At 43.0% G+C, this 20979-nt stretch carries 13 protein-coding genes and 1 riboswitch; of the genes, 3 read left to right on the forward strand and 10 right to left on the reverse strand.

The window, feature by feature from the left end:
* Both V3V99_01640 and V3V99_01645 read right to left on the reverse strand, forming a co-directional pair.
* On the reverse strand, window positions 1–397 hold a 397-nt coding region (locus V3V99_01640), incomplete at its 3' end, for a hypothetical protein (GenBank protein ID MEE9441352.1).
* Between the two features lie 539 nt (window positions 398–936).
* Entirely contained in the window at window positions 937–1674 is a 738-nt protein-coding gene (locus V3V99_01645; protein ID MEE9441353.1) for a hypothetical protein, read from the reverse strand.
* A gap of 277 nt (window positions 1675–1951) precedes the next feature.
* Between V3V99_01645 and V3V99_01650 the strand changes: the two genes are divergently transcribed.
* Window positions 1952–4357 (forward strand): ABC transporter permease, encoded by a 2406-nt coding sequence (locus V3V99_01650; protein MEE9441354.1) that lies wholly within the window; start codon window positions 1952–1954, stop codon window positions 4355–4357.
* Window positions 4358–4587: 230 nt separating this feature from the next.
* Window positions 4588–5022 (forward strand): GNAT family N-acetyltransferase, encoded by a 435-nt coding sequence (locus V3V99_01655; protein MEE9441355.1) that lies wholly within the window; start codon window positions 4588–4590, stop codon window positions 5020–5022.
* An 81-nt stretch (window positions 5023–5103) separates the two neighbouring features.
* On the opposite strand, the gene V3V99_01660 is transcribed toward V3V99_01655, so the two are convergent.
* The 3 genes from V3V99_01660 to V3V99_01670 form a co-directional block, all read right to left on the reverse strand.
* Window positions 5104–5949 carry a DNA adenine methylase gene (locus tag V3V99_01660; protein ID MEE9441356.1) on the reverse strand — a complete coding sequence of 282 codons (846 nt, stop codon included), beginning with the start codon at window positions 5947–5949 and terminating at the stop codon, window positions 5104–5106.
* Between the two features lie 10 nt (window positions 5950–5959).
* Window positions 5960–7339 (reverse strand): hypothetical protein, encoded by a 1380-nt coding sequence (locus V3V99_01665; protein ID MEE9441357.1) that lies wholly within the window; start codon window positions 7337–7339, stop codon window positions 5960–5962.
* A gap of 821 nt (window positions 7340–8160) precedes the next feature.
* Window positions 8161–10458: a thiamine pyrophosphate-dependent enzyme gene (locus V3V99_01670; protein ID MEE9441358.1), complete on the reverse strand. Its 2298-nt coding sequence runs from the start codon at window positions 10456–10458 to the stop codon at window positions 8161–8163.
* 299 nt (window positions 10459–10757) lie between these two features.
* Between V3V99_01670 and V3V99_01675 the strand changes: the two genes are divergently transcribed.
* Window positions 10758–12314, forward strand: coding sequence for a T9SS type A sorting domain-containing protein (locus V3V99_01675; protein MEE9441359.1), 1557 nt, complete (start codon window positions 10758–10760; stop codon window positions 12312–12314).
* Window positions 12315–12383: 69 nt separating this feature from the next.
* Here the strand turns inward: V3V99_01675 and V3V99_01680 are convergent, their stop codons facing one another.
* The 5 genes from V3V99_01680 to ccsA all read right to left on the reverse strand — a co-directional run bounded on the left by V3V99_01680 (window position 12384) and on the right by ccsA (window position 20979).
* Entirely contained in the window at window positions 12384–13040 is a 657-nt protein-coding gene (locus tag V3V99_01680) for a hypothetical protein (protein ID MEE9441360.1), read from the reverse strand.
* 407 nt (window positions 13041–13447) lie between these two features.
* Window positions 13448–14668 (reverse strand): hypothetical protein, encoded by a 1221-nt coding sequence (locus V3V99_01685; GenBank protein ID MEE9441361.1) that lies wholly within the window; start codon window positions 14666–14668, stop codon window positions 13448–13450.
* Complete coding sequence (locus V3V99_01690) at window positions 14665–17037, reverse strand: TonB-dependent receptor (protein MEE9441362.1); 2373 nt, start codon at window positions 17035–17037, stop codon at window positions 14665–14667. The genes V3V99_01685 and V3V99_01690 overlap by 4 nt, the downstream gene beginning before the upstream one ends.
* A gap of 25 nt (window positions 17038–17062) precedes the next feature.
* A riboswitch (cobalamin riboswitch) is annotated at window positions 17063–17251 on the reverse strand.
* Between the two features lie 99 nt (window positions 17252–17350).
* The gene (locus V3V99_01695) at window positions 17351–18655 is read right to left on the reverse strand and encodes a hypothetical protein (protein MEE9441363.1); all 1305 of its coding nucleotides are present in this window, start codon (window positions 18653–18655) and stop codon (window positions 17351–17353) included.
* A 134-nt stretch (window positions 18656–18789) separates the two neighbouring features.
* Window positions 18790–20979, reverse strand: coding sequence for a cytochrome c biogenesis protein CcsA (gene ccsA, locus V3V99_01700; GenBank protein MEE9441364.1), 2190 nt, complete (start codon window positions 20977–20979; stop codon window positions 18790–18792).

Raw genomic sequence — 20979 nt, forward strand, 5'->3', positions numbered from 1 at the left:
ACACACATACACAAAAACACCAGCCGTGGGGATTAAATGTCGGTTTTGTTGACTTACGGTCGCCTACTTTATGGTACTCAACGTCAACACGTACCGCTTCCGCTACGATACTACCCCCGGATTCGGCATAAACATGCCAGTCGCCGCCCACATTTGCTAAATACATGTTGTGTTTGCCTACGGGGAGGCCGGTCTCATCGCCTTCGAATTCGTTTTCAAGTACACCTATAACTTGTCCTTCTTCGAATTCATCCAGCGTCTTGATATGGGATGTGTCGGCGGGCGTGAATTTAGCGCCCTTTCCATCTTTCTTGCCGTACGCTGTTCCCTTTTCGTGGAGTCTGATCCGTTTCGCCTTTTCAACGATTTCTTCGGCGGTCGGTTTTTCTTTACGCATAGTGAAACACCTTGATCCTTTCTTGACCTTCCAGGTCAACAGTGTATAATTTCCCTTATTAAAATAGCAAACAGGGGTGACAAATAGTGTCAGTGGAAATAAAAATAATTCAGTTATTTTTATTAAATATTGCACAAATATTGTGCGAGCCTATTTGAACTTAGATACGAACGGTATGATTGCTGTCTATCTTAACATACGCCTCTTTCTAACATTTTTCTAACAGAATTAGCCAAAGCAATAGAAGATAAGAGAAAGCACCAGACAAAAGGCTCAAGCTAAGTTGTTGCTATTATTACCTGTTAGTGTCTGGTGCTTTCTGTTGTTCGGACAATCGAACAGGCTCATAACCCGAAGGTCGCAGGTTCAAATCCTGCCCCCGCTACCAAATTTAAGCTCCTGAAGTCCAATGACTTCGGGGATTTTGTTTTTTGGGGAGTTACCTTCAGATACCGGATTTTCTAGGAGTCATATAGGAGCTGCAGAACCGTCAAGTGGTACTACCCCACGTCAACTGGCGAGAATCGACTCATAGGCGGTCAGGAGTGTCCCTTCGCAGTTGACCTACACAGCATCTCAATGAGAAACTTATCTTTCTGCTCGTTTTCATGAAGAAAACCATATGATTCCTCCCACCCAGTAGTATCGTCATGTGGAGGTGTACGCACAATACCTGTAGGATCGACCACAAGAGCGCTTACGTAGTCCCCTCCATACTTTAGATCGAAAAGTCTGGCCAAGTGATCTTTCATGTCATTCACGATCATGGTCTTTGCCTTTTCCATACTCGGAGGCGGTGTATCCACGATCTTTCTTGAGAATCCACCGGTGTAAGCGAAAAGATATACGACGTTCTCATCATCCGGGTAGACGTGTGTGTGTTTCTCAAGAACTGTGGTGCTGTGATCGCCCCACCATCTCACCGCTACAATTCGTCCTCGGAAGGAATCAAGCGATAGGGAAAGTCCATCAATTGTCTTAAATATCAGAGCCGGAAATTGACTACCGACGAGACGTAGAGATTTGCGGCGCTTCTGGAATAGGGAAGAAGGGAGGGAAACAATAGCAGCAAGATCATCCCGCGCTCTACGCAAGGCTTTTCGGGGATTACTAATGAGAAGTTGGAAGAATCTCAACACTGGGACGCCTATAAGGAAGAAAAGTAACCAAGTAAGGAATTTCTTTTCTCCTGGACTGAGATAGCCATCATCAGCTAAAATAGGAGTCCCTGAGAGAAAAAGGAACAGGGACACAGTTACGGAAACGTCAATGCGCATGGAATACTCCCAGCAAGAGGTTCACGAATAATATTATTATGTTGTTACTTATCTGCCCGAATCACACTGTTACCTATCAAACAGGTTCATACCACCCAAAATCCCTACCCAATGGGTGGGATACGAATTTTTATGGAACCGGGTGCAAGATAGAGCGTAGAAGAACCAGCATGGCTTCTCATTCTTACATTGAGTGGACTTACGCAGGAGCTTCTAAAGCGACGAGTTGCACTTCCCATCAATTGAAGGATTCCATAAAATATCCAGGAGGAACTTTATGTTCAAAACCTATCTGATTCTTGCACTGAGGAACGCGATTAGACACTGGGGTTACGCTCTCCTCAATATATTTGGATTGGCGATCGGCATGGCCTGCTGCGCCTTGATTTTCCTGTGGGTGGTTGAAGAACTGAGTTATGACAGATTTCACGCCAACGCGGATCGCATCTATCGCGTCACAAACCGCCTACAAATTGGTAATATGGATCGAAGTGCGGCAACAACAATGGCTCCGGCAGGTCCCGCAATGGTAGAAGACATTCCTGAGATTAGCACCGCCGTTCGATTCAGTATAGCCAGAACCTTGCGAGTTAAGTATCAGGATCGCCAGTTCATTGAAGATGGCGCCTACTATGCCGACAATTCTGTTTTCGAGGTTTTCTCATTTGGCTTGATTTCGGGGGATCCTCGCTTGGCACTTACTGAGCCGTATTCAACGGTAATTACCCAGGAGGTTGCCCATCGCTATTTTGGTCAGCAAGATCCGATAGGCAAGATTCTTCAGATTGATGGCGCTGACGAATTTGTGGTGACAGGAATCTTGCAGGAGGTGCCACAAAACTCGCATTTGCGTTTTGATATGCTACTTTCGTTTCAGACACTATACTCGCGTGACCGCGAGCTTCTAAGTATGTGGAACAGGCTGGCATATTTCACATATATACTTTTGCCTGAGAATGTTGACTTCAAACAGGTTGAGCAAAAGCTACCAGCTCTCATTGATAAGTACTTAGGTAAAATCCTTGCTTCTCGTGGAGCTGTCCAGGAACTCTTTCTCCAGCCTCTAAAAGAGATTCACCTTAAGTCTAATTTGGAGAGAGACTCTTTCGCCGAAGGTGATATTACCAATGTTTATCTGTTCTCAAGCGTTGCCTTATTAGTGCTTCTGATTGCGTGTTTTAACTTCGTTAACCTCGTCACAGCCCGATCCGCAACACGCGCCGGAGAAGTCGCTATGCGCAGAATATTTGGCGCTCAGCGTAGGCAGCTAATACAGCAGTTTATTGGTGAAGCTGTCATGTTGTTCATATTTAGTATGGTGATCGGTTTGGGGCTGATGAATCTGGCCCTTCCTGCCTTTAACGAATTAACCGGATTAGATTTCAGTGTGAGCGACTTGATGAACCCAAGTTTCTTACTCGGGGCTGTAGTTGGGGCGTTGATCATCGGAACTATGGCTGGAGCGTACCCGGCTTTATATCTCTCATCATTAAAGCCGACCAATATGTTTAGACACGCGTTCGCACAGGGGCGCGGTAAAGGAATTCTGCGTCGGGTCCTGATAGTCGTACAATCAGCCACTTTGGTCGCTCTAATTATCTCCACTCTAGTAATCTACAATCAGATCAGCTATATGAAGAACCAGGGGCTTGGCTTTGACCACCGGGATTTGGTGGTTCTGCCCGACATCACCGATCCCTCGGTACCCCCCTTGGACATATTGCGGAATGAGCTTATTGCAGTAGAGGGCGTTGTTGGCGTTACAACCTCGTCCTCTGTACCAGGTCGAGGGGGAATGGTGATGAGTGTTATTCCTGAGGGTTTTTCTGACAATAATGCCATGATGTTGACCGCGATAAGAGTTGACGCCGATTTTATTCCAGTGCTTGGCATGGAGCTTGTCCAGGGCAGAAATTTCTCCAAGAACATTATAACTGATACTGCTGAAGCAATAATCATTAATGAAACTGCGGTTGCGCTATTTGGTTGGAACAATCCCATCGGTAAGAATATTCGTCGCGTTGTGCGTCGCCCATCAGGCACCGATTTCGTTACAAAAAAGGTTATTGGCGTAGTGCGCGACTTCCATAACGAGTCGCTGCACTCAAAAATCGGACCTGTGATGCTTGAGAACTCAGCGGATAACCTAACAATAATGTCAATGCGCGTGGAGTCTGGTGCACTGACAGGTACTCTAAACCGGTTTGAAACGAAGTGGTCTGAACTCGCGCCGGATTATCCGATCGACTATATTATCTTGCAAGAGGATATTGAGACTCGTTACAATGGCGAAGGGCAACTGGCGCATATGACCACCTATTTTTCGCTTCTTGCTATCACTGTAGCATGCCTGGGACTGCTCAGTATTACCGCATTTTCAGTCGAACGCCGTGGTAGAGAAATCGCTGTTCGCAAGGTATTGGGAGCCACCGTTTTCAGTATCCTCGAACTGCTCTATAAAGAATTGCTGGTCCTTGTATTGGCGGGAATCACAGTTGCCATTCCGCTTTCCTACTTTGTAATCAACCGCTGGCTGTCAAGTTTTGCCTACCAGGCGACCTTTGGTTGGGAGTTTTTTGTCATATCAGTGGTCATCACTATCGTTATAACAGGACTCACGGTCAGTATTCAGACCGCTCGCGCGGCCCTGGCCAATCCGGTGGATTCTTTAAGATGCGAGTAACCGATCTAATGTGTAACTTATGTAACAGTCATACAGGGTAAATCATTTCCAATTTTGTTGCAATTATCGTAAAGTTACTCTATTATTAAATGCGAATGCGGGAACCCACCGTCCCCGTTTCACGCGGACAATGGGCCACCGGACTAAATAAAATTGACAACCAAACGTTCACCTGTATCTTATTTGAAGCAAGCTATATTCTGAGATTTGTCTTAACGTCGGAGAAAAATATGTTAAAATATTGCGAGGGCATCAGGAATATCTCAGAAGATGATATTCTCAGGCTGTATAATTCGGTCAATTGGACCACCTATACAAAAGAACCGGAAAATCTTATCAAGGCCGTAACAAATTCTACCTACGTAGTTATCTGCACTGAGAATGATAAGCTTATCGGCCTGGCGCGCTGTCTGTCTGACGACAGCGCTATCCACTACCTCCAGGATATTCTTGTTGATCCGGATTTCCAGCATCGGGGGATTGGCCGTGAACTTCTTAATCGATGTTTGAAGAGATTCGAACATGTCAGGTCGCATGTTCTTCTCACCGATGATGATGAAAAACAAAAACTCTTTTATGAATCCGTCGGCTATACCAGTATAAAATCACTGAAAAAATCAGTTTTAAATTGTTATGTAAAAATGCCGGGAATGAATTTGGAGTGAATGGTTAGGAATTACCTCGCAACAAGGTTGTGGTACCAATGCAGTGTATATATAAATCAAATAATAAAAAAATGTGGAATTTTAGTTTGCCAGAGTATCTGAAAGTATTAGAACCTCTTTGCCCTTGCGAGATTTATAGGTATTATAAAACAAAGAATAATTTCTTAGTTTTCTGTTCGCGTAAAGCTCTCTTATTATACGATTATTGTCGTAAGTAAGAACCCAGTTGGAATCAGAATGTTCATTCAGCAAACTCGCGAGAAGTTCATGATCCGTATGTCTGTAATGATTAAGATACAAACAAGAACCTTTTTCATAATATGGCGGATCTAAATATATAAGAACATCTTTCTTGTCCAAGTAATCCTTTATTAATTGAATACCATCCTTTTGGGATATTTCAATCCTGTTACGATATTCAGAAAGCTGTTCAATTCTTTTTGCCAAGTTATCCTTATTAAATCTGGCATCAATTTTCCATTTACCTTTTTGATCTATACCGCCAATGACCCCACCATCTATAATCCCTGAAACATTTGTTCGGTTTAGAAAGAATACTGCAAATCCCAAATCAAATCGTTTAGAGCGGCGATTTTGATATATCAGTCTTTGATTTTTCCATTCTCTAATAGTAATTGGAGTAGAGTATATTTTCTTTATAAATTGACGCGTATCACAAATCGCAGATTTCCAAAAAGAATAAATGGCCTTATCTAAATCATTTATTATTACGCTATCGACTTTTTCTAAATACAGTAAAGCTAAGGCTGCCCCAGCACCACCTGCGTACGGTTCTATATATGTAGTAGCTGATTGAAATTTATTTTTTATCAATTTATCAAAGAATGGAAACAAAAACGTTTTTCCGCCAGGATATCGCAACGGGCTATAATGGTACTTATGATTTCTCTTATTTGGTATTTTCATAAAAGCTCCGCTACTTCGGGTTTAATATATATCTAAAAAGACTTTCCATAGAATCCCATGCCATTTCGACATCCTTATCAACTGCAAAAACACTAGGATTATGATTGGTAGCATTGAGAAACTGCGCCGAATACGATGTCATTGTATTATTGCTAATTATCCTCTGGGTGACTTGAGACAATTCCCTTTTCCTTATTTTGTCCATCTCTTTCTTGAACTCTTTTAGAACATCATCAAGAGAAACAAATTTTCCTCTTCTGGGAGGTGTTATAGTAACGCCCCTTTGAAGGAAGTATGCCTTTAATGCGCATTCAAGAAAGCTCCTTAAAAGATCATGAGCCGCATTTGGAAATTTGTGAAAATCAATGCTCTGCAACTCTATTAACATTCTTCGGACTCCTGGAGCTTTTAATGTAAAAACTATATCTTTTGGAGCAAGCTTTTTTCTTCGCTTTATATTTGGTGGAATTTTTTCCTCGAAATCCTTACTCGATATTATTCTTGCTCCCTTGGATTGTTTTGGAATGCAAGATTTCGGTAAGGTGGAGAGATATTCACTTCTATTTTTTTCATTATTTAGTGCGCGAGAGTCTACAACTTTATCAACGACATCTTGAATAATTCTTTTGAATCCTTTTTCAAACTCAAGTTTAGCTATTCTAATTTTAACATCGCCATCTTTAGTGAATTCGAAGCCCAAGAAATTTCTTACATTTTTGTCTTCATACAATCTTTCCATGGTTGAAGCCGGAAACGATCTCTCATTGTGCACCTTTTTTGCCGTTTGTTCATTATCATAAGTGATAGATTTTGCTATTTTGTGGAAATTGATCAGTTTTAAGAATTTATCAATATCTACACCGGGATATTCTGTTCGCAATTCCTGGACGGTTTTGCCTCTTTTTAATTCCGCTTTATAGAAATATGCCTGTCTTAGTGGTCGCCACGGGCGTCTTGTATTTTGTGTATGTTTACTGGCAAGGAAGTGTCTTACCGATTCACGGTCAGGTGCTAAAATTACAGCAATACTTTTTGGAAATCGTCCTGCGCCTTTAATTAGTTTCTTTACATTTATTTCCTTCGTGGGTACAATCGCAGGTCGGGCAAGAACTTTGAGAGCCGCGACCCTTCTATTACCATCTATTACGGTGTACTTCTTACCTTCTTTGATAACCACAGGAACTTCATCGGGAAAAAACCCATTTATGGCCATACTCTCCAAAATTTGCATGGCATTTTCGTTTAAAAAGAGGTCATTAATCAGTGCGGCTTGGGATGATTTAACCTCAATCTGTAATCTAATATTTTCAGGATCAAGAAACAATTCAGTGGTCCTCACTTTTTTTCTAGGCCATGATTCATAGTTTGGCTTTACCGATTTTGTTTTCATATTTAGTCCTTGATTTAGCTATCGTTATTTATCTATTTTTCAAAATTCTCAAATAATCAGAAAACGAAATTAACCGATGGGCGGGTGCTCCACTGCCTAAATAGTATAATTATTTTCATTCACTCAATTGCCCAAATTATGGATTCCCGTAAACGCATTTAATTATAGCATAATTATATGATAATGGCAATCACTTTATCGTTTTTCACAATTTTTACAAAATTTGCCATTAATTACTAACATCTCCCATTTTGTATGAAGAAAGGGAACACACCCCATCCCGCTGGGCTTGTTGAAAAAGTCTTGAAATGATCTTCAGCCTAAGGAATGGGGAAACATTTCGAATCGTAAGTTCTTGATACACAGCAGATCACAATTTTGTTTTCACAAAATCAAGATCTGCCGCAACTCTTGGCAGTGGTTTTTCAACACGCCCCGCTTTGCGGGAAACCCCTCTCAAGACAGGCAAAAGCCTGGCCGGCAAAAGCTTGGTAGGGGAACAGGCGACGCCTGTTTTCAGGGCTCCTCGCAAGCGACTCCTGCAGGAAAAATATGAATGCTTTAGTAATCACCACCGATTTGATATGACCCAAAACGTTAATCTGAGGAAACAAACCCATTTGGGGAAGATGAAAATCCTCGCAATACGAAAAAGGACAAAACGAACCCAATTCTCCGCAATCCAAGACAAAACAGTAAATTACAAGGAATTTTCAAAAAATATTATGTGGATAACTTCTGCAAAAGCAGAATCAGTGACCACAACAAAGCCCCGGTCGATTGCTCAACCGGGGCTTATGGGTGCAGGAGATAGTATGCGGTCATTTATAACTCATGACTTCCTTAACGGCCGCCATGACTTTCTTATTATTGGGCAAACAAATATCATCGCCGTCAACTCCGTAAGCAACTCGCGAATCGATAGCGGTCACCAGTTTGACAGGCGCTTCAAGATAATTTATCGCGCTGCCCTGCGTAATAACACTCGAAATCGTCGCCGCCACCCCGCCGTGCCAGCGGTCTTCACTGATGACAACGACTCGCCCGCATTCCTCGGCAGATTTAATTATTGTTTCTTTATCCAAAGGACGCAGCGTCCGCAGATCGACAACCCGCACGCCGGTTCTTTCTTCCTTGAGAATCTCGGCTACCCGGCGAGCCAGATGAACCGTCGTACCATAGGTGATAATTGCGACGTCTTTATGCTCGGGATAATAAACTTTGGCCTGCCCGAACGGGATCATTTCATCAAGTGGCGGATATTCGGTTTCGACCGGCACGCCTTCCCAATCGCGGCGGTTATACAGCGCTACCGATTCGCAGAAAAGAACCGGGTCGTTGCAGGCGTAGGCGGTGCGCAAAAGCCCGGCGGCATCATAAGCGTTCGACGGCACAACAACATGAATCCCCGGCATATTGATAAAGGTACCGATATTGGCTTCGCTATGCCAGAACGCGCCCGCGCCCTGCTTATACCCGCCGTAGGAAACACGAATCACCATCTGCGCCGTCCATTGACAATTGGAACGCTGATAGAGAGTGCAAATCCGATCTTTAAGAATTTGATACCCGGGCGATACATAATCGAGAAACTGAATTTCCGGAATCGGCCGACGGCCCTGAAAAGTATGCCCGATAGCGCGTCCGAGGATACCGGCTTCATCAAGAGGCGTATTGAAACTACGGCTCTGACCGAATTCACGCTGCAGGTTTTTGGAAAGGAGGAACACCCCGCCTTTGCCTTTGAGATTTTTCATCTTCTCGGGATGATTCAATATCTCGCCCGAAAAATCGCCGACATCCTCGCCAAAAACCAAAGCGTCTTTGGAATGAGCCAGAATTTCCATCAGGGAATAATTAATCGCCGAGCGCATCGTCATCGGCCCCAAATTTTCCGGGAGATCCGGTTTGGGGAAATATTTTTTCTTATGATACTCGGCGAATTTTTTCTTTCGGTCAATCTTAGCGGCCTTTAAAATTTCCGTCCAGGTTTTTTGAGCTTTTTCGAAAGTATAATCGTAAACTTTGGTTTCCACGTCCTCCAACCGTTTCGGTTGATAATCTTTGACCGCTTTTTCGGACTCCTCCATTACTATTTTTTCAATCTCATCCCACATCTGGCCAATCTGTTTGGGAGTAATCGCGCCGTCTTTGATAAATGTCAAACCGGTTTTCAATGTGCAATCATTCTCGATATGCCATTTCTGCAAATCGGGATCCATGTAGAACGACTGGTCATCCGAACCGGAATGCGACTCCTCACGAGTAACTTTGACATTCATCAATACCGGCCCGGCCCCGCTGCGAGCGTAATCTATCGCCTGGCATACATTCTTGATCGATTCCTTTATATTAGTTCCGTCGAAGCGAAAGATTTTAAGACCAAAACGCTGAAATCCCTCGAATGGTGTAGTTGGATCGCCTTCGGGGAATTGTTCTTCGACCGAAACCGAGATGGCCCAGCCGCAATTGTAAATTGCGTAAACATTGGGTGATTTATCGAAGACCGAATAAAACACAGCCCGCGCAAATTCCGGCGAGGAGGTGCTTCCTTCACCGATGGAACAATATACGACAGCATCTTTGGGATAACGCCCGCCGGGAAACACTGCCTGTTTTGAAATAGGCGCCGGATGAATAATCGCTCCGCCCAGTCCGGCTGCCTCGAGAGCATGCGATCCCGTTGGCGATGCCTGAGGCAGAATTTCTTTGTCGAGATAAGCCGAATGGGATGGCTGAAGCATACCTCCCACCGCCTGACCGCGACGATCGCCAATCGCCTCCAGCATTTTTTCATGAACCGATACGCCGCGATGCATATCAAAACCTTTATTGCGATAATACCCGCTAAAAGGATCATTAGGCCGAAGAATTTGCGCCGCGACAATATCAATCATTTCCTTGCCGCCGCAACCGATTACAAACCTGCAATGGCCCTTTCGCAAAAGCAGCTTTTCTTCCATCTCGATGCGCCGAGCCAGAAGCATTGAGTAGAACATTTTTCGCAGTTCGCTGACTTTCAGGCCGCCGTAAGCCGGCAATGCCTGTCCCGCTTTTTTGGCCGCACCTTTCCTGCCTTTATAATTCTTTAGTTTTTCCGCGAGAGCTTTTATATGCACAACTGCCTCCCCAAAAAATTTGATGATAGATTTTTGTATGAGACACCCGTAAATACTTCAATTTCATAACCGCTATCAACTACTTTTTCCTACACCAAAATTGATTGCTCAATTTACCATTGAATCAAATACGCATATTATTATCCATAATTGGAGAAATTCTTGATTTGCCGCACTCTTATGTACGATAACAGGATAGTCGCCTATGGACATAAAGGCGATTGACAAATTTCTCTTTATATTTATATTATGACAAAGACGATATAGAAACGAGCACTTTTCCCTTAACCGGGGGACAAATGAATCGGAAAATATCAAAAGTAATAGTCTTTATTTGCTGGGGCATTATATATTTTTTTCTGTCCGGTTGCGGCGGTAAACTGGCAGGGCCGGAAAATGATAAAGCTCAATTTGATATTAAAATTGAATACATGCGCGATGCATATTTGGGTCATTACAGACAAGCCTCTATAGAATTCGCCGGCGATTTTTCGCAAATAACCGCTCTCGATTTAAGAATTACTTATGACCCGGCTTATGTAGATTTTGTCGAAGGATACGCTGGCGGTCTTCTCATTGACAATAAATGGGAATATTTTACATATAGCTATATCCCACCGGTAGATTCCGGTGACATAAAAACCCCGCCTTTGCTGCATCTTTATGCATTCAACAATATTAGCTTTGATCCTGTGCCCTTACAAGGTCAGACCGATGATTCAACATCGATTGCCGTTTTGACATTTATTACAAAAAATAATCATGATAATGACTGTTCGTTTTCGTCTATTAGATTTTACTGGGAAGACTGCTATGACAATCTACTATTCACCGATTTCCCCGACAGCGCGATTTGCGCCACAGCCGTCTATGATACCGGTCAACTTGTCTGGTCTGGCAATGTGGATGAATTCGGAATTGGCATTATTCCATCCTTATGCGCCGAAGATTCGCAGGTGGTCTTTTCACCGACCGCCAATTTCATAAATGGTGGGTTTGGAATTATCTGTGATTCATTGATTAATGATCACCCTTGGTACGATCTGTATACTATCGCCACTGCGGTTATGATGACTAATTATTTCATATCGGGACCTGCGGCATTTGGAAGTCAAGCAGATTATTGGACAGAAAATACTGACTTTAATGCCAATGGTACACCTCTTGAAGTTGGAGACTTAGTCTATCTTGTAAGGGTTATTGTGGGCGATGCCCTTCCATATTTGACTATTCCAGATTTGGGACCGGTTGAGATTATACATTTTATCGATGGAGAAAACAATTCAATTTATTACGAATCCCCTTATGATCTCGGGGCAATGTTGCTGGAATTCGACGTAACGAGCGATTTGTTCGAACCGATCCTGATTGATAACGCCGCAGATATGGACATCGTTTACCACAACGATTCAGGGCAATTTAGAATACTGGTTTTCAATATAGGAACTGAAAAAATCGAAGAGGGCAATGGCGGTATTTTAGGCTTTCAATCAGCAGGTGAAGTCAATTTGAACTATGCCGAGATTTCCCATTATCACGGCGAAAATGTTCCGGTTGAAATCAACGATGAACCGGTTGTCTTCGAATTAATGCAAAATTACCCTAATCCGTTTAGCTCATCGACCGCAATACAAATCGCTCTGGCCTTTGAATCCGATTGGGCTATTGAAATATTCAATATATATGGCGAAACGATTCGAAAATTTAACGGTCATTCCGCGCCGGGTATGATTGAAATTATATGGGACGGCAAAGACGATCACGGTAATGATGTCCCCGGCGGTGTCTATTTCTACCGTGCCACTGTCTGTGACCAGATAATAACTAAAAAGATGATGCTCCTGAGAGATCTATAAAAATAAAGGCAAGAGCGTAATTCCTGGCTTTAATACATATTCCAAAATCTCAATTTACTCAATTGAAAATTAATGTCCTCCCTCCATCCGTCGATTGTGCCCATCGCCCATGCGGTCGCGCTGCTGCTCCATCCGCTGGCGGCGTTCGTCTTTAATCTTTTGATATTCCTTTATCTGTTCTGAAGATAAAACCGCTTCGACATTTTTATCGGTATCCTCACTTATACCTTGCATGGCCTGGAGCATTTCGCGGCGATCCCGATTGCCGCTTCTCATTTCATCCATAAGAATCTGACGATCGTTATTTGCGGTTTCAAGAATTTTTGCGATTTTTTCCTGCTGATCTTCGGTCAATTTCAATCGTTCGATGAGAGTTTTCAATTGATCATCACTCGACCAGTCTCTGACAAATTCCATTTTTTTCAACTTCTTTTTCTGACGATCATCGAGAATAAAACCGATCCGTTTATGGACTTTATCATACCATTCCTGGCGGCTATCACGATCACCTCGTCTATGTTCGGATCTTTCGGCCCGGGCTTCCTGGCGCTTATTAAATTCCTCAATCAGTATCGGATGAATCTGATCCTTCTGACTGGAACTGAGTCTTAATTCTTTATCGAGAATTTCGATATGCCGGTCGGCCCACTCCTCGGCCGCGTCAGCGAAAACCAGGCCGGCCATTAAAAAGACTATAATGATCACAAAACCAAAAGTAAATTTCACATTCTCCTCCGCAATGATTTAATTTTCATCAATATATTAGACATAAAAACGAGAGTAAAGTCTAAATATTTTTTGGATTATTTGTAACACAAAAAAATAGCTATCCAAGAATGATTACACAAAAAAAGGGCTAAGGCGCTGAGCTGTGGGACCAGGCACAGCGCCTTATCTGGGAGGGATATTAAAGGTTGTCCAATAACGCATAAGTGGAATAAATCCACAACAACCTGTACTCATATAACACACAAATTAAAAAATATGCAACAATTATTATCCCGAATTAGCAATTTATTTCATAATACTCAGATATTTCAGAAATTCCAGATTCGCAAATTGGCCAATTATATCATTTTTTAAACAATTTGAGAATTCTCATTAATTTGTATAAATGACTATTATACAACAGATTAATATGTTATACCAGACCCTATTCTGGGGGCAGGACCGTCTCGAAAGATAAAATTCACCAAATATACTGCATCACCTATGTTGACGTATTTATCCATGTTTACATTGGCTCGCCAACCGGGCCAGGAGGGTGCCGGGCCATTCTTAAACACATGATTTATCAGATAAACGGCGTCTCCGACATCCACTCCCCAATCTCCATTGGCGTCTCCCGGCTGATAATTAAAATCGATATGCACCGGGCCGTCGCCGACATTATAGGTATTTATAATTTGTCCCTCAGAATTTATTCGGAATATCCGGTCCCCAAAAGTGCAGGCAAATGAGGTCGTATCCTGAAAAGCTACGATTCCCATCGAACCGGAATCAACATAAATCGGATTATTCGCGTCATGATAAATTTCAAAAGTTTCGCAATTATAGGAATAAACTTCGCCATCGTCGGTCCATCCTCCGGCTGAAATATAGGCAATATTATCGGCTCCGACGGCAAGCAGACTCGGGTCCCCGCCCAGCTCTTTAGAATCGATGATGCTATTGGAAGCGGGATCAATACGATATACCGCTCCGCGATTCATCCAGTAATCTCCGGTACAAATGCAGTGTATAATTCCCTGCATATCGACTGCCAGGAACTGAGGGTTGGTTCCGGTCAGGATTTCATAATCATTCATAACAGTATCGGCGAGGCAGTCATAGACAACTACTCTTCCCTGACCCCAGGTGTATGTATCAAAATCGTATCCGGTAACGGCGATATAGGCGCGATCGTTATAGATAATTATTCCCTCGGGTGATTGACCCACTTCGACGGTTATTACTATTTCACCGGTAGTGACATCGACTTTGGCGACGCTGTTGTTGACCATTAAGGTGACATAAAGATATTGATCGTCAAAAAATGCCATCCAAAACGGATTGCTGTATTCGGGCAGCTCAATCCATCCAACGGTCGTTTCATTATTTAGATTTATTATTTGAATCTCAGACGTCCCGGATAAGACTACATAAGCCAGAGTGTCTCGGATAATTATTTGATTGGGAAAACTATAAATATCGGTTCCAATCGCGATTATGTTGTTTGTAACCTGTCCGGTATTCAAATCAATTTTTGAAAGTGTTTCGCCCGAGGTATTGACAACGTAAGCCGTTGGATCGGCGGCAAATATAATAGAAGCATAAAATAGCCCCAAAAATAAAAAACATCCAATGCGTATCATGGTTTTTCTCCTTTTGTAAGTTTGGTTGGTGATTTATCGGGAAACCGGTAGGTCAGAGATAAATCAATACTCCAGTCTCTCCCCGGCATCGGGAATTGACCGATGAGAGTATAATTTTCATCCCTGAGATTTTTGATCCGGTAAACGGTTTCTATCCGGATATTTGAGTAATTTAATTTAAGCGCAATATAACAATCGTCAATTCGATAGGCGTCATACCATTTGGTATTGGCATCAAGTGAATATCTTTTATCGACCAGGCGAATCGAATATTGTCCCACCGCTTTCCAAACCGTTAATTTTGTTTGAATCGTCGTTGTATATCGAGGTCGATAAGTTAAATCCATATTATGATTGCTGCTGCTTGCGGTTTTGTTTTTAGGAACCAGGACGGTATTTTGATAAGAAATTTCCAGGCGTTTGGAAAAAAGTCCCAGTCGAATAAAATCTTCATGCCCGGTAATGCGGGCCGCATCAAGGTTCACCGGCTTCCAGGCAAACCCCGGAGAAGTTAGACGCCAGACGATTATATCCTTAATGTGATTATGGAAATATGTAATTCCGGCTGATAGATCAATTTTACCCTCATATTCAATTTCAAATCCAGCTTCACTCTGTTCGGATCTCTCCGGCCTTAATAATGGATTTCCGACAGCCCATGCGTCACTCTTCCAGAAAAGCGCGACCAAGGCAGGCAATTGAAACGACGTCCCATAATTGCCGCGCAGAGTCATACGAATCTTTTTGCCGGTTGAAATAGCAAGACCAATTTTCTTTGATAAAATATTTAATGAAGATAAGTGATTCTCGCCGGTTTGGCTGACATGATTTTCATTAGATGTGCGATTGTAATCATGACGCAGGCCGCCATTGAATGTCACCGACATGCCGGGATCAGAAATCTCGAATTTTTTCCGAAGGCTGACAAAAACAGCGCCATTGCTTCGAACCGTTTTGCCCATTGATTGGGTGGGGCGGAATAGATCTTTATGGTCAACTCTATCCTGGCGCAGAGCAATCCCCCATTGGAGATCGCCTAAATTTGGAGATAAGTATGTATCAAGAGCGTCAAAAGAAATTTTATCGGTAAAGGATTGATTTTCAGTTCGCTTAAATGGGTTTGCCGATTTGATATTATTATAGTGCTGCTCAAACCGCGACGCATTCAAGGTTAATTTGATATTGTGAAGGGGAGTTGGAAGATAATCATAAGCGGCGCTACCCAATATCCGTTTATCTTCTTTATATGCATGATCATCGGGCTGAGTCACGGGACCGGGCAGGCCGTATTTAGATGAAAAAAACTGACCGGTATATGTCAAAAATGATTTCGGAGAGCTATCATACTTTCCCGAAATAAAATAATTATCTCTAACAGTATAGGCATTCCGTCGAATCCCAGACTCGACCACTCCGACCGGCAAGGTCACATATTTATAATGAAAATCGCCGTTTGTCCGGTAATGGTTGTAGCTGAATACATTGATTATCGCTGAATTAGGGATTATATCGGTGCCGGTAACGTCAGTCGTTTCCGTCTTCCATTTGCCCAAACCGCGATTGAAAAACAACTCCGCCGGATTCTTGAAACTTCTGGACAGAGTAATTATATTTACGGCTCCCCCCATCGCTCCGGGTCCAAACCTCGCTGACGAACTCCCTCGATATATTTCCACGCGCTCGATTATTTCAAGGGGTATTGAGTTCAGATCGGCAACGCCGTCTCCCGCGTTATTTAAGGGGTGGCCATTCAGCATAACCAGGACATGGCGCGATTCGCATCCTCTTATACTAACGGTTTTCTTACCGCCGGTTCCCGATTCCAGGACTGCCACTCCATTAGCGTTGTCAAGAATATCACCAAGATCCTCCGCCTTAGATTCAATTATACTTTTTCGATTGATAATTTCAACATCTGCTGAGCTTTGCGATGATTTTGTTGATGAAACGATGGTCGAGTTTTTTAAATTATATATTTTCCTTTCAAGATAAATATTCAATTTACGGGACATATCGGGGATAATTTCAATACTTAATTGCTCAGAAGGAATATACCCTTCCGCGATGACAGTTACCGAAACGAATCCGACCGGAAGATGTTCAAAATGAAAATATCCGGTGTTATCCGTCCGGGCTACATAATTAGAGTTAGAAATATTTACCGAAGCGCCGCTTACCGGGGAGCCGTCGGCCTTATCAAAAACCCGCCCCGATAGCGTTACCGTCGATTGTGCGAGGGCTTGACCGCCAATCGAAATTAGAATAGCCAGAAGTATAAGAATTTTATGGCAGGCAAGGGTTCGCGGCGTGACGGGACTTAAGCAACAAAAAATCCCGACAACGCCTCTTGTCAGTCGGGAAAGCTCCAACGCTCCCTCCCTCGAGGGCTGTCGAATTAATAGTCCTGAGTTCGGCAGGTCTCCTGGCTTGCGGCATCAAGCCTATCAGGCTCCCTTCCCCCCGAATTTGATATCCGGGAGTGGGATATGAACCTTTCGTAGCCGCTTACAGTAGCGGGGCTGCGACGGATTTTCACCGTCTTCCCTATTATCCGCGACGCGGACCGAAATCGTTTACTTTGTCAGTATATGGCTTGAATTAAATTATGTCAATAAAAAAATAAAAAATAAAAAACCCCGCCAAAAAGCGGGGTTTGAAAATTTATCATACGACTAAAAGAATTTACTCATCCTTAAGTATAATCTGATAATGCGGGAAGACTTCAACCGCCGGTATCGTCAGATTAAATACCAGACCGTCAACCGTACTCATGTTTCCATTGGCGTCAATAAAGTACATTGTCGTCGCTTTACTGACTTCCGATTCGGTATTATTGACCGTCACCATACCATTTTCAAAAATAAGCTGTTTGGTAGTATCCGGGAACGTGAAATGCACGGTGGTATCGAATTCCGTCCAATCATAAGTACGGTAAAACCGCCTTTTCGATTGTGCCACAGTAGGATCACAATTAATATATACCTGGAACGTATCTATTGTTATATACGGGAGGAAATCGGGATTGATGCTGACAACCGTAATTTCAACAAAGAAATCGTTTATGGTAGTATCAATATCTAAAGGATCAGTAGAAATCGTATCCAGAATAGTATCCATCGCCAGTTCGCATAACCCGGCTGAATCTACGGGCAGATAGAATGAATCGACAATTCCCCAGAAACCCCAAAGCAAAGTATCATAATAAGTGGTGTCTGGAGCCAGAGGAAGCTGGGCCAGGGGATCCATTATGTGCGTGGATATGGTTGTATCGATGGTTGTATCGATAACTAAAGGATCAGGAGAAATGGTATCCAGAATTACTATATAAAAAAACCATTCCGCATAATAAACTTCCTGCTCATAAATCGAATCGGGAGGTACTAATAGGGAATCCGGGTGAAAGATACCTATCGAATCATACTTGAATATTGGAGTCCTTGAGGGATCAAAAGTTTTGGAAGTAAATGCTGTATCGGCCGAAACTACGTCCCAGGCTGAATCAATGGTCATGGCGTAATCAATACGGAATGAATCAATCCAGGTGAATGTATCCGGTCTTGTAAAGCTGAAAGTATAAGCTTGTTGCGGATTGAAACCAAAGACAACAGATGTTGTGTCAATAATGATTGAATCAACCGAAATCACAGTGGTATCAATCGGGGTGACAGTAGTGTCAATAATGATTGAATCAACCGAAATCACAGCGGTATCAATTGAGGTGATATAGGTTCCTGAACCCAGGGTACCGATAAATCCATTGGTGTCGGTATAAACCGATTCAAGCCAGCCGATATCCGGCTCGACGGTCAAAAGTACGGAATCGACGCCGAACATTTGATAATCATTGTCGATCTTCAAGTGAAACACCGGATAGGTATTATGATGTTTCGGAATTGGATTTACGGTATTGTCATCATTTTCGAACCAACTGCATCCTGTTATCAGCAATAATAATATTGCCGTCAGGAACGAAATCAATATTCTCATTTGTTCCTCCCGAAAGTTTCGAAACGCAAGGCCATAATAATAATACTTTCGGCCCCGCCGGGCAAGGAAAATTATCCCTTTTTTATTACTCAGACGTCTTGAGCGGCTGGTTTGTGCAATTGGCACGAGGCAGGTCAAGCGATATTTTTTTGCTTCTCCCAGCGATTTCCAAATGACAGCAATCCTCCCAGTACAAGAAGGATAGTTCCCGCCCAAAGAATATTCATTGTTGGTTTTTTGGAGACCTCCAAAATCAGGCGATCTTCGGGATTTTTATCGGTTAAGCCCTCGACGGAAATGCGAACGGCACCCTGATCAGCATAGATTTGCTCCAATCGAACCCGATGATTTTCAAGACCTTCCCTGAGGGGAACGTCGATATACTCCATCCCTCCGGCGGGTCTGTAAATTATCGCAGGAGTTATGATTCCCATTTGCCCCAAAGTATCGGTCACCTCAATTTCGGCACCGAATTTCATCTCCCCGCCTTCGGCGTGAGCGTCAGTTGCAAAGCCTTTAAATGCGAAAGAGTATGAACCAAGAGGTATGGCATGAGACTGTTCTAATATTATCCCGTTTTGAGCCGACAAGTCCTGGATTTGCTCAGGAGCGAAATAAATATCATATAATAAATGACGCGAAATATAAGGCTTTTTCATTAAGCCCTGAGATCGCTCAGACCAATATAATTTTGGCCGTGCCTCATAAATTTCCCCGCTGTCGGACACCTTAAGAAGAATTTCGTTTTGAGGATTTTCCAAATGAGAGGTCAGTCCCTGATATTCAATCTCAAGATTAAATACCGATCCGGTTTCATTACGATTAATAACAATTTTTTCTCCCAAAGCATAAGCCGACGATCCCAGGATGCCCAAAAGCATAAGGGCGAATCCAAAATGACTCAACTGAGCTCCCGCGGATTTGATTTTACCTGGCAACAATTTAATCAAAGCAATCAGATTGGAGATGACCGCCACCGACACCGTAAAAATATATAATAGATTGGTAAATTCTTTAACTCCCCGGAAATAACATACCAAACTAATAACCAGCGCGACTACAATCGAGATAATACTCTTTTTCAACAAATCCTTGAGATTTCCGCCATTCCAAGCCATAGCCGGAGCCAATCCCAGAAAGATCCCCATCAGGATTGCGAGGGGAAACGTGATTTTCGTATAGACCGTCGTATCCACCGCGCCGGCTTCACCAAAAACGCTCGTAATCAGCGGCCAGGATGTCCCGGAAAGAACTAACAATGCGATTAAAATTAATACCCAAACGGAAAACAAAAGAGCAAACTGCTTTGAGGTCATTGACAGATTGACGGCCGGGCCCTTGACCCGCTTAAATCTTATCACGAAATAAAACAAGGCCAGAAGGATCGAACCCGACATGAAACTAATAAGTAAATTATTAACTCCCAAGTCTACGAAACTATGGACCGAGAAATCCGCCAGCACTCCCGAGCGAGTCAAAAACGTGCCATACACTACTAACAGAAAAATTAATATGGCCATGAACAGATTTGTCTTTGGAAGAGAACCGCTTCTTCTTTCAATTAATAATCCATGAACCAATGCCAGCGAAATCATCCAGGGGATAAAAGAGGAATTTTCTACCGGGTCCCAAGCCCAGTAACCGCCCCAACCCAGAGTCTTATAAGCCCAAAAGCCGCCCATAATATTTCCGGCAGCCAGGGTCACGGCAACGACCGTAACCGGGACGAAAACAATCGTGAGCCAATTCTTATAATCATTTTTAATCAGAGCCGCCAGCGCGATTGCATACGGAACTGCCGCGGCCGCATATCCGATAAATATTACCGGCGGATGAATAACCATCCAGGGGTCAATCAGCAAAGGATTTAATCCGGCTCCTTCGGGCTGCGCCACGGGTAACTTTTCAAAGGGCGATAATATCAACAGCATAACGCAGAAAAAGAAATTTATCAGACCGTAAACAAACATCGCATGATTGGTATATTCGCGGCCCCGATAGATTAGATAAAACCCGAAAAAGGCCAGAAGCGCCAGCCATAATAAATAAGTGCCCTGCTGACCGGCCCAGAATGCGGAAATTAAATAAAATAGCGGCAGGTCTGACGATGAATAATCATAAACATATTTGTATGAATAATCACCGGAAATGAAATAATAAAACAAAAGGGCGCACGCCATTAATACCAGCGCGGTAAAATATTTATAACTTAGACGGCCCAACTCGGCGAATTTCGCCTTGCCTCGCAATACCATAAAATAACTGAAGGTGCAGGTCAGGCACGCGGCCGTGGTGAGTACTATTAGAAAGTTGCCTAAATTCAC

The organism is Candidatus Zixiibacteriota bacterium (assembly GCA_036480375.1).
Taxonomy (GTDB): Bacteria; Zixibacteria; MSB-5A5; order GN15; family JAAZOE01; genus JAZGGI01.

Excerpts from the sequence above, each read along its gene's own strand:
- V3V99_01665 (MEE9441357.1), bottom strand. The coding sequence starts at position 7,339 with ATGAAAACAAAATCGGTAAAGCCAAACTATGAATCATGGCCTAGAAAA.
- V3V99_01645 (MEE9441353.1), bottom strand. The coding sequence starts at position 1,674 with ATGCGCATTGACGTTTCCGTAACTGTGTCCCTGTTCCTTTTTCTCTCA.
- V3V99_01650 (MEE9441354.1), top strand. The coding sequence starts at position 1,952 with ATGTTCAAAACCTATCTGATTCTTGCACTGAGGAACGCGATTAGACAC.
- V3V99_01675 (MEE9441359.1), top strand. The coding sequence starts at position 10,758 with ATGAATCGGAAAATATCAAAAGTAATAGTCTTTATTTGCTGGGGCATT.
- V3V99_01685 (MEE9441361.1), bottom strand. The coding sequence starts at position 14,668 with ATGATACGCATTGGATGTTTTTTATTTTTGGGGCTATTTTATGCTTCT.
- V3V99_01655 (MEE9441355.1), top strand. The coding sequence starts at position 4,588 with ATGTTAAAATATTGCGAGGGCATCAGGAATATCTCAGAAGATGATATT.
- V3V99_01695 (MEE9441363.1), bottom strand. The coding sequence starts at position 18,655 with ATGAGAATATTGATTTCGTTCCTGACGGCAATATTATTATTGCTGATA.
- V3V99_01660 (MEE9441356.1), bottom strand. The coding sequence starts at position 5,949 with ATGAAAATACCAAATAAGAGAAATCATAAGTACCATTATAGCCCGTTG.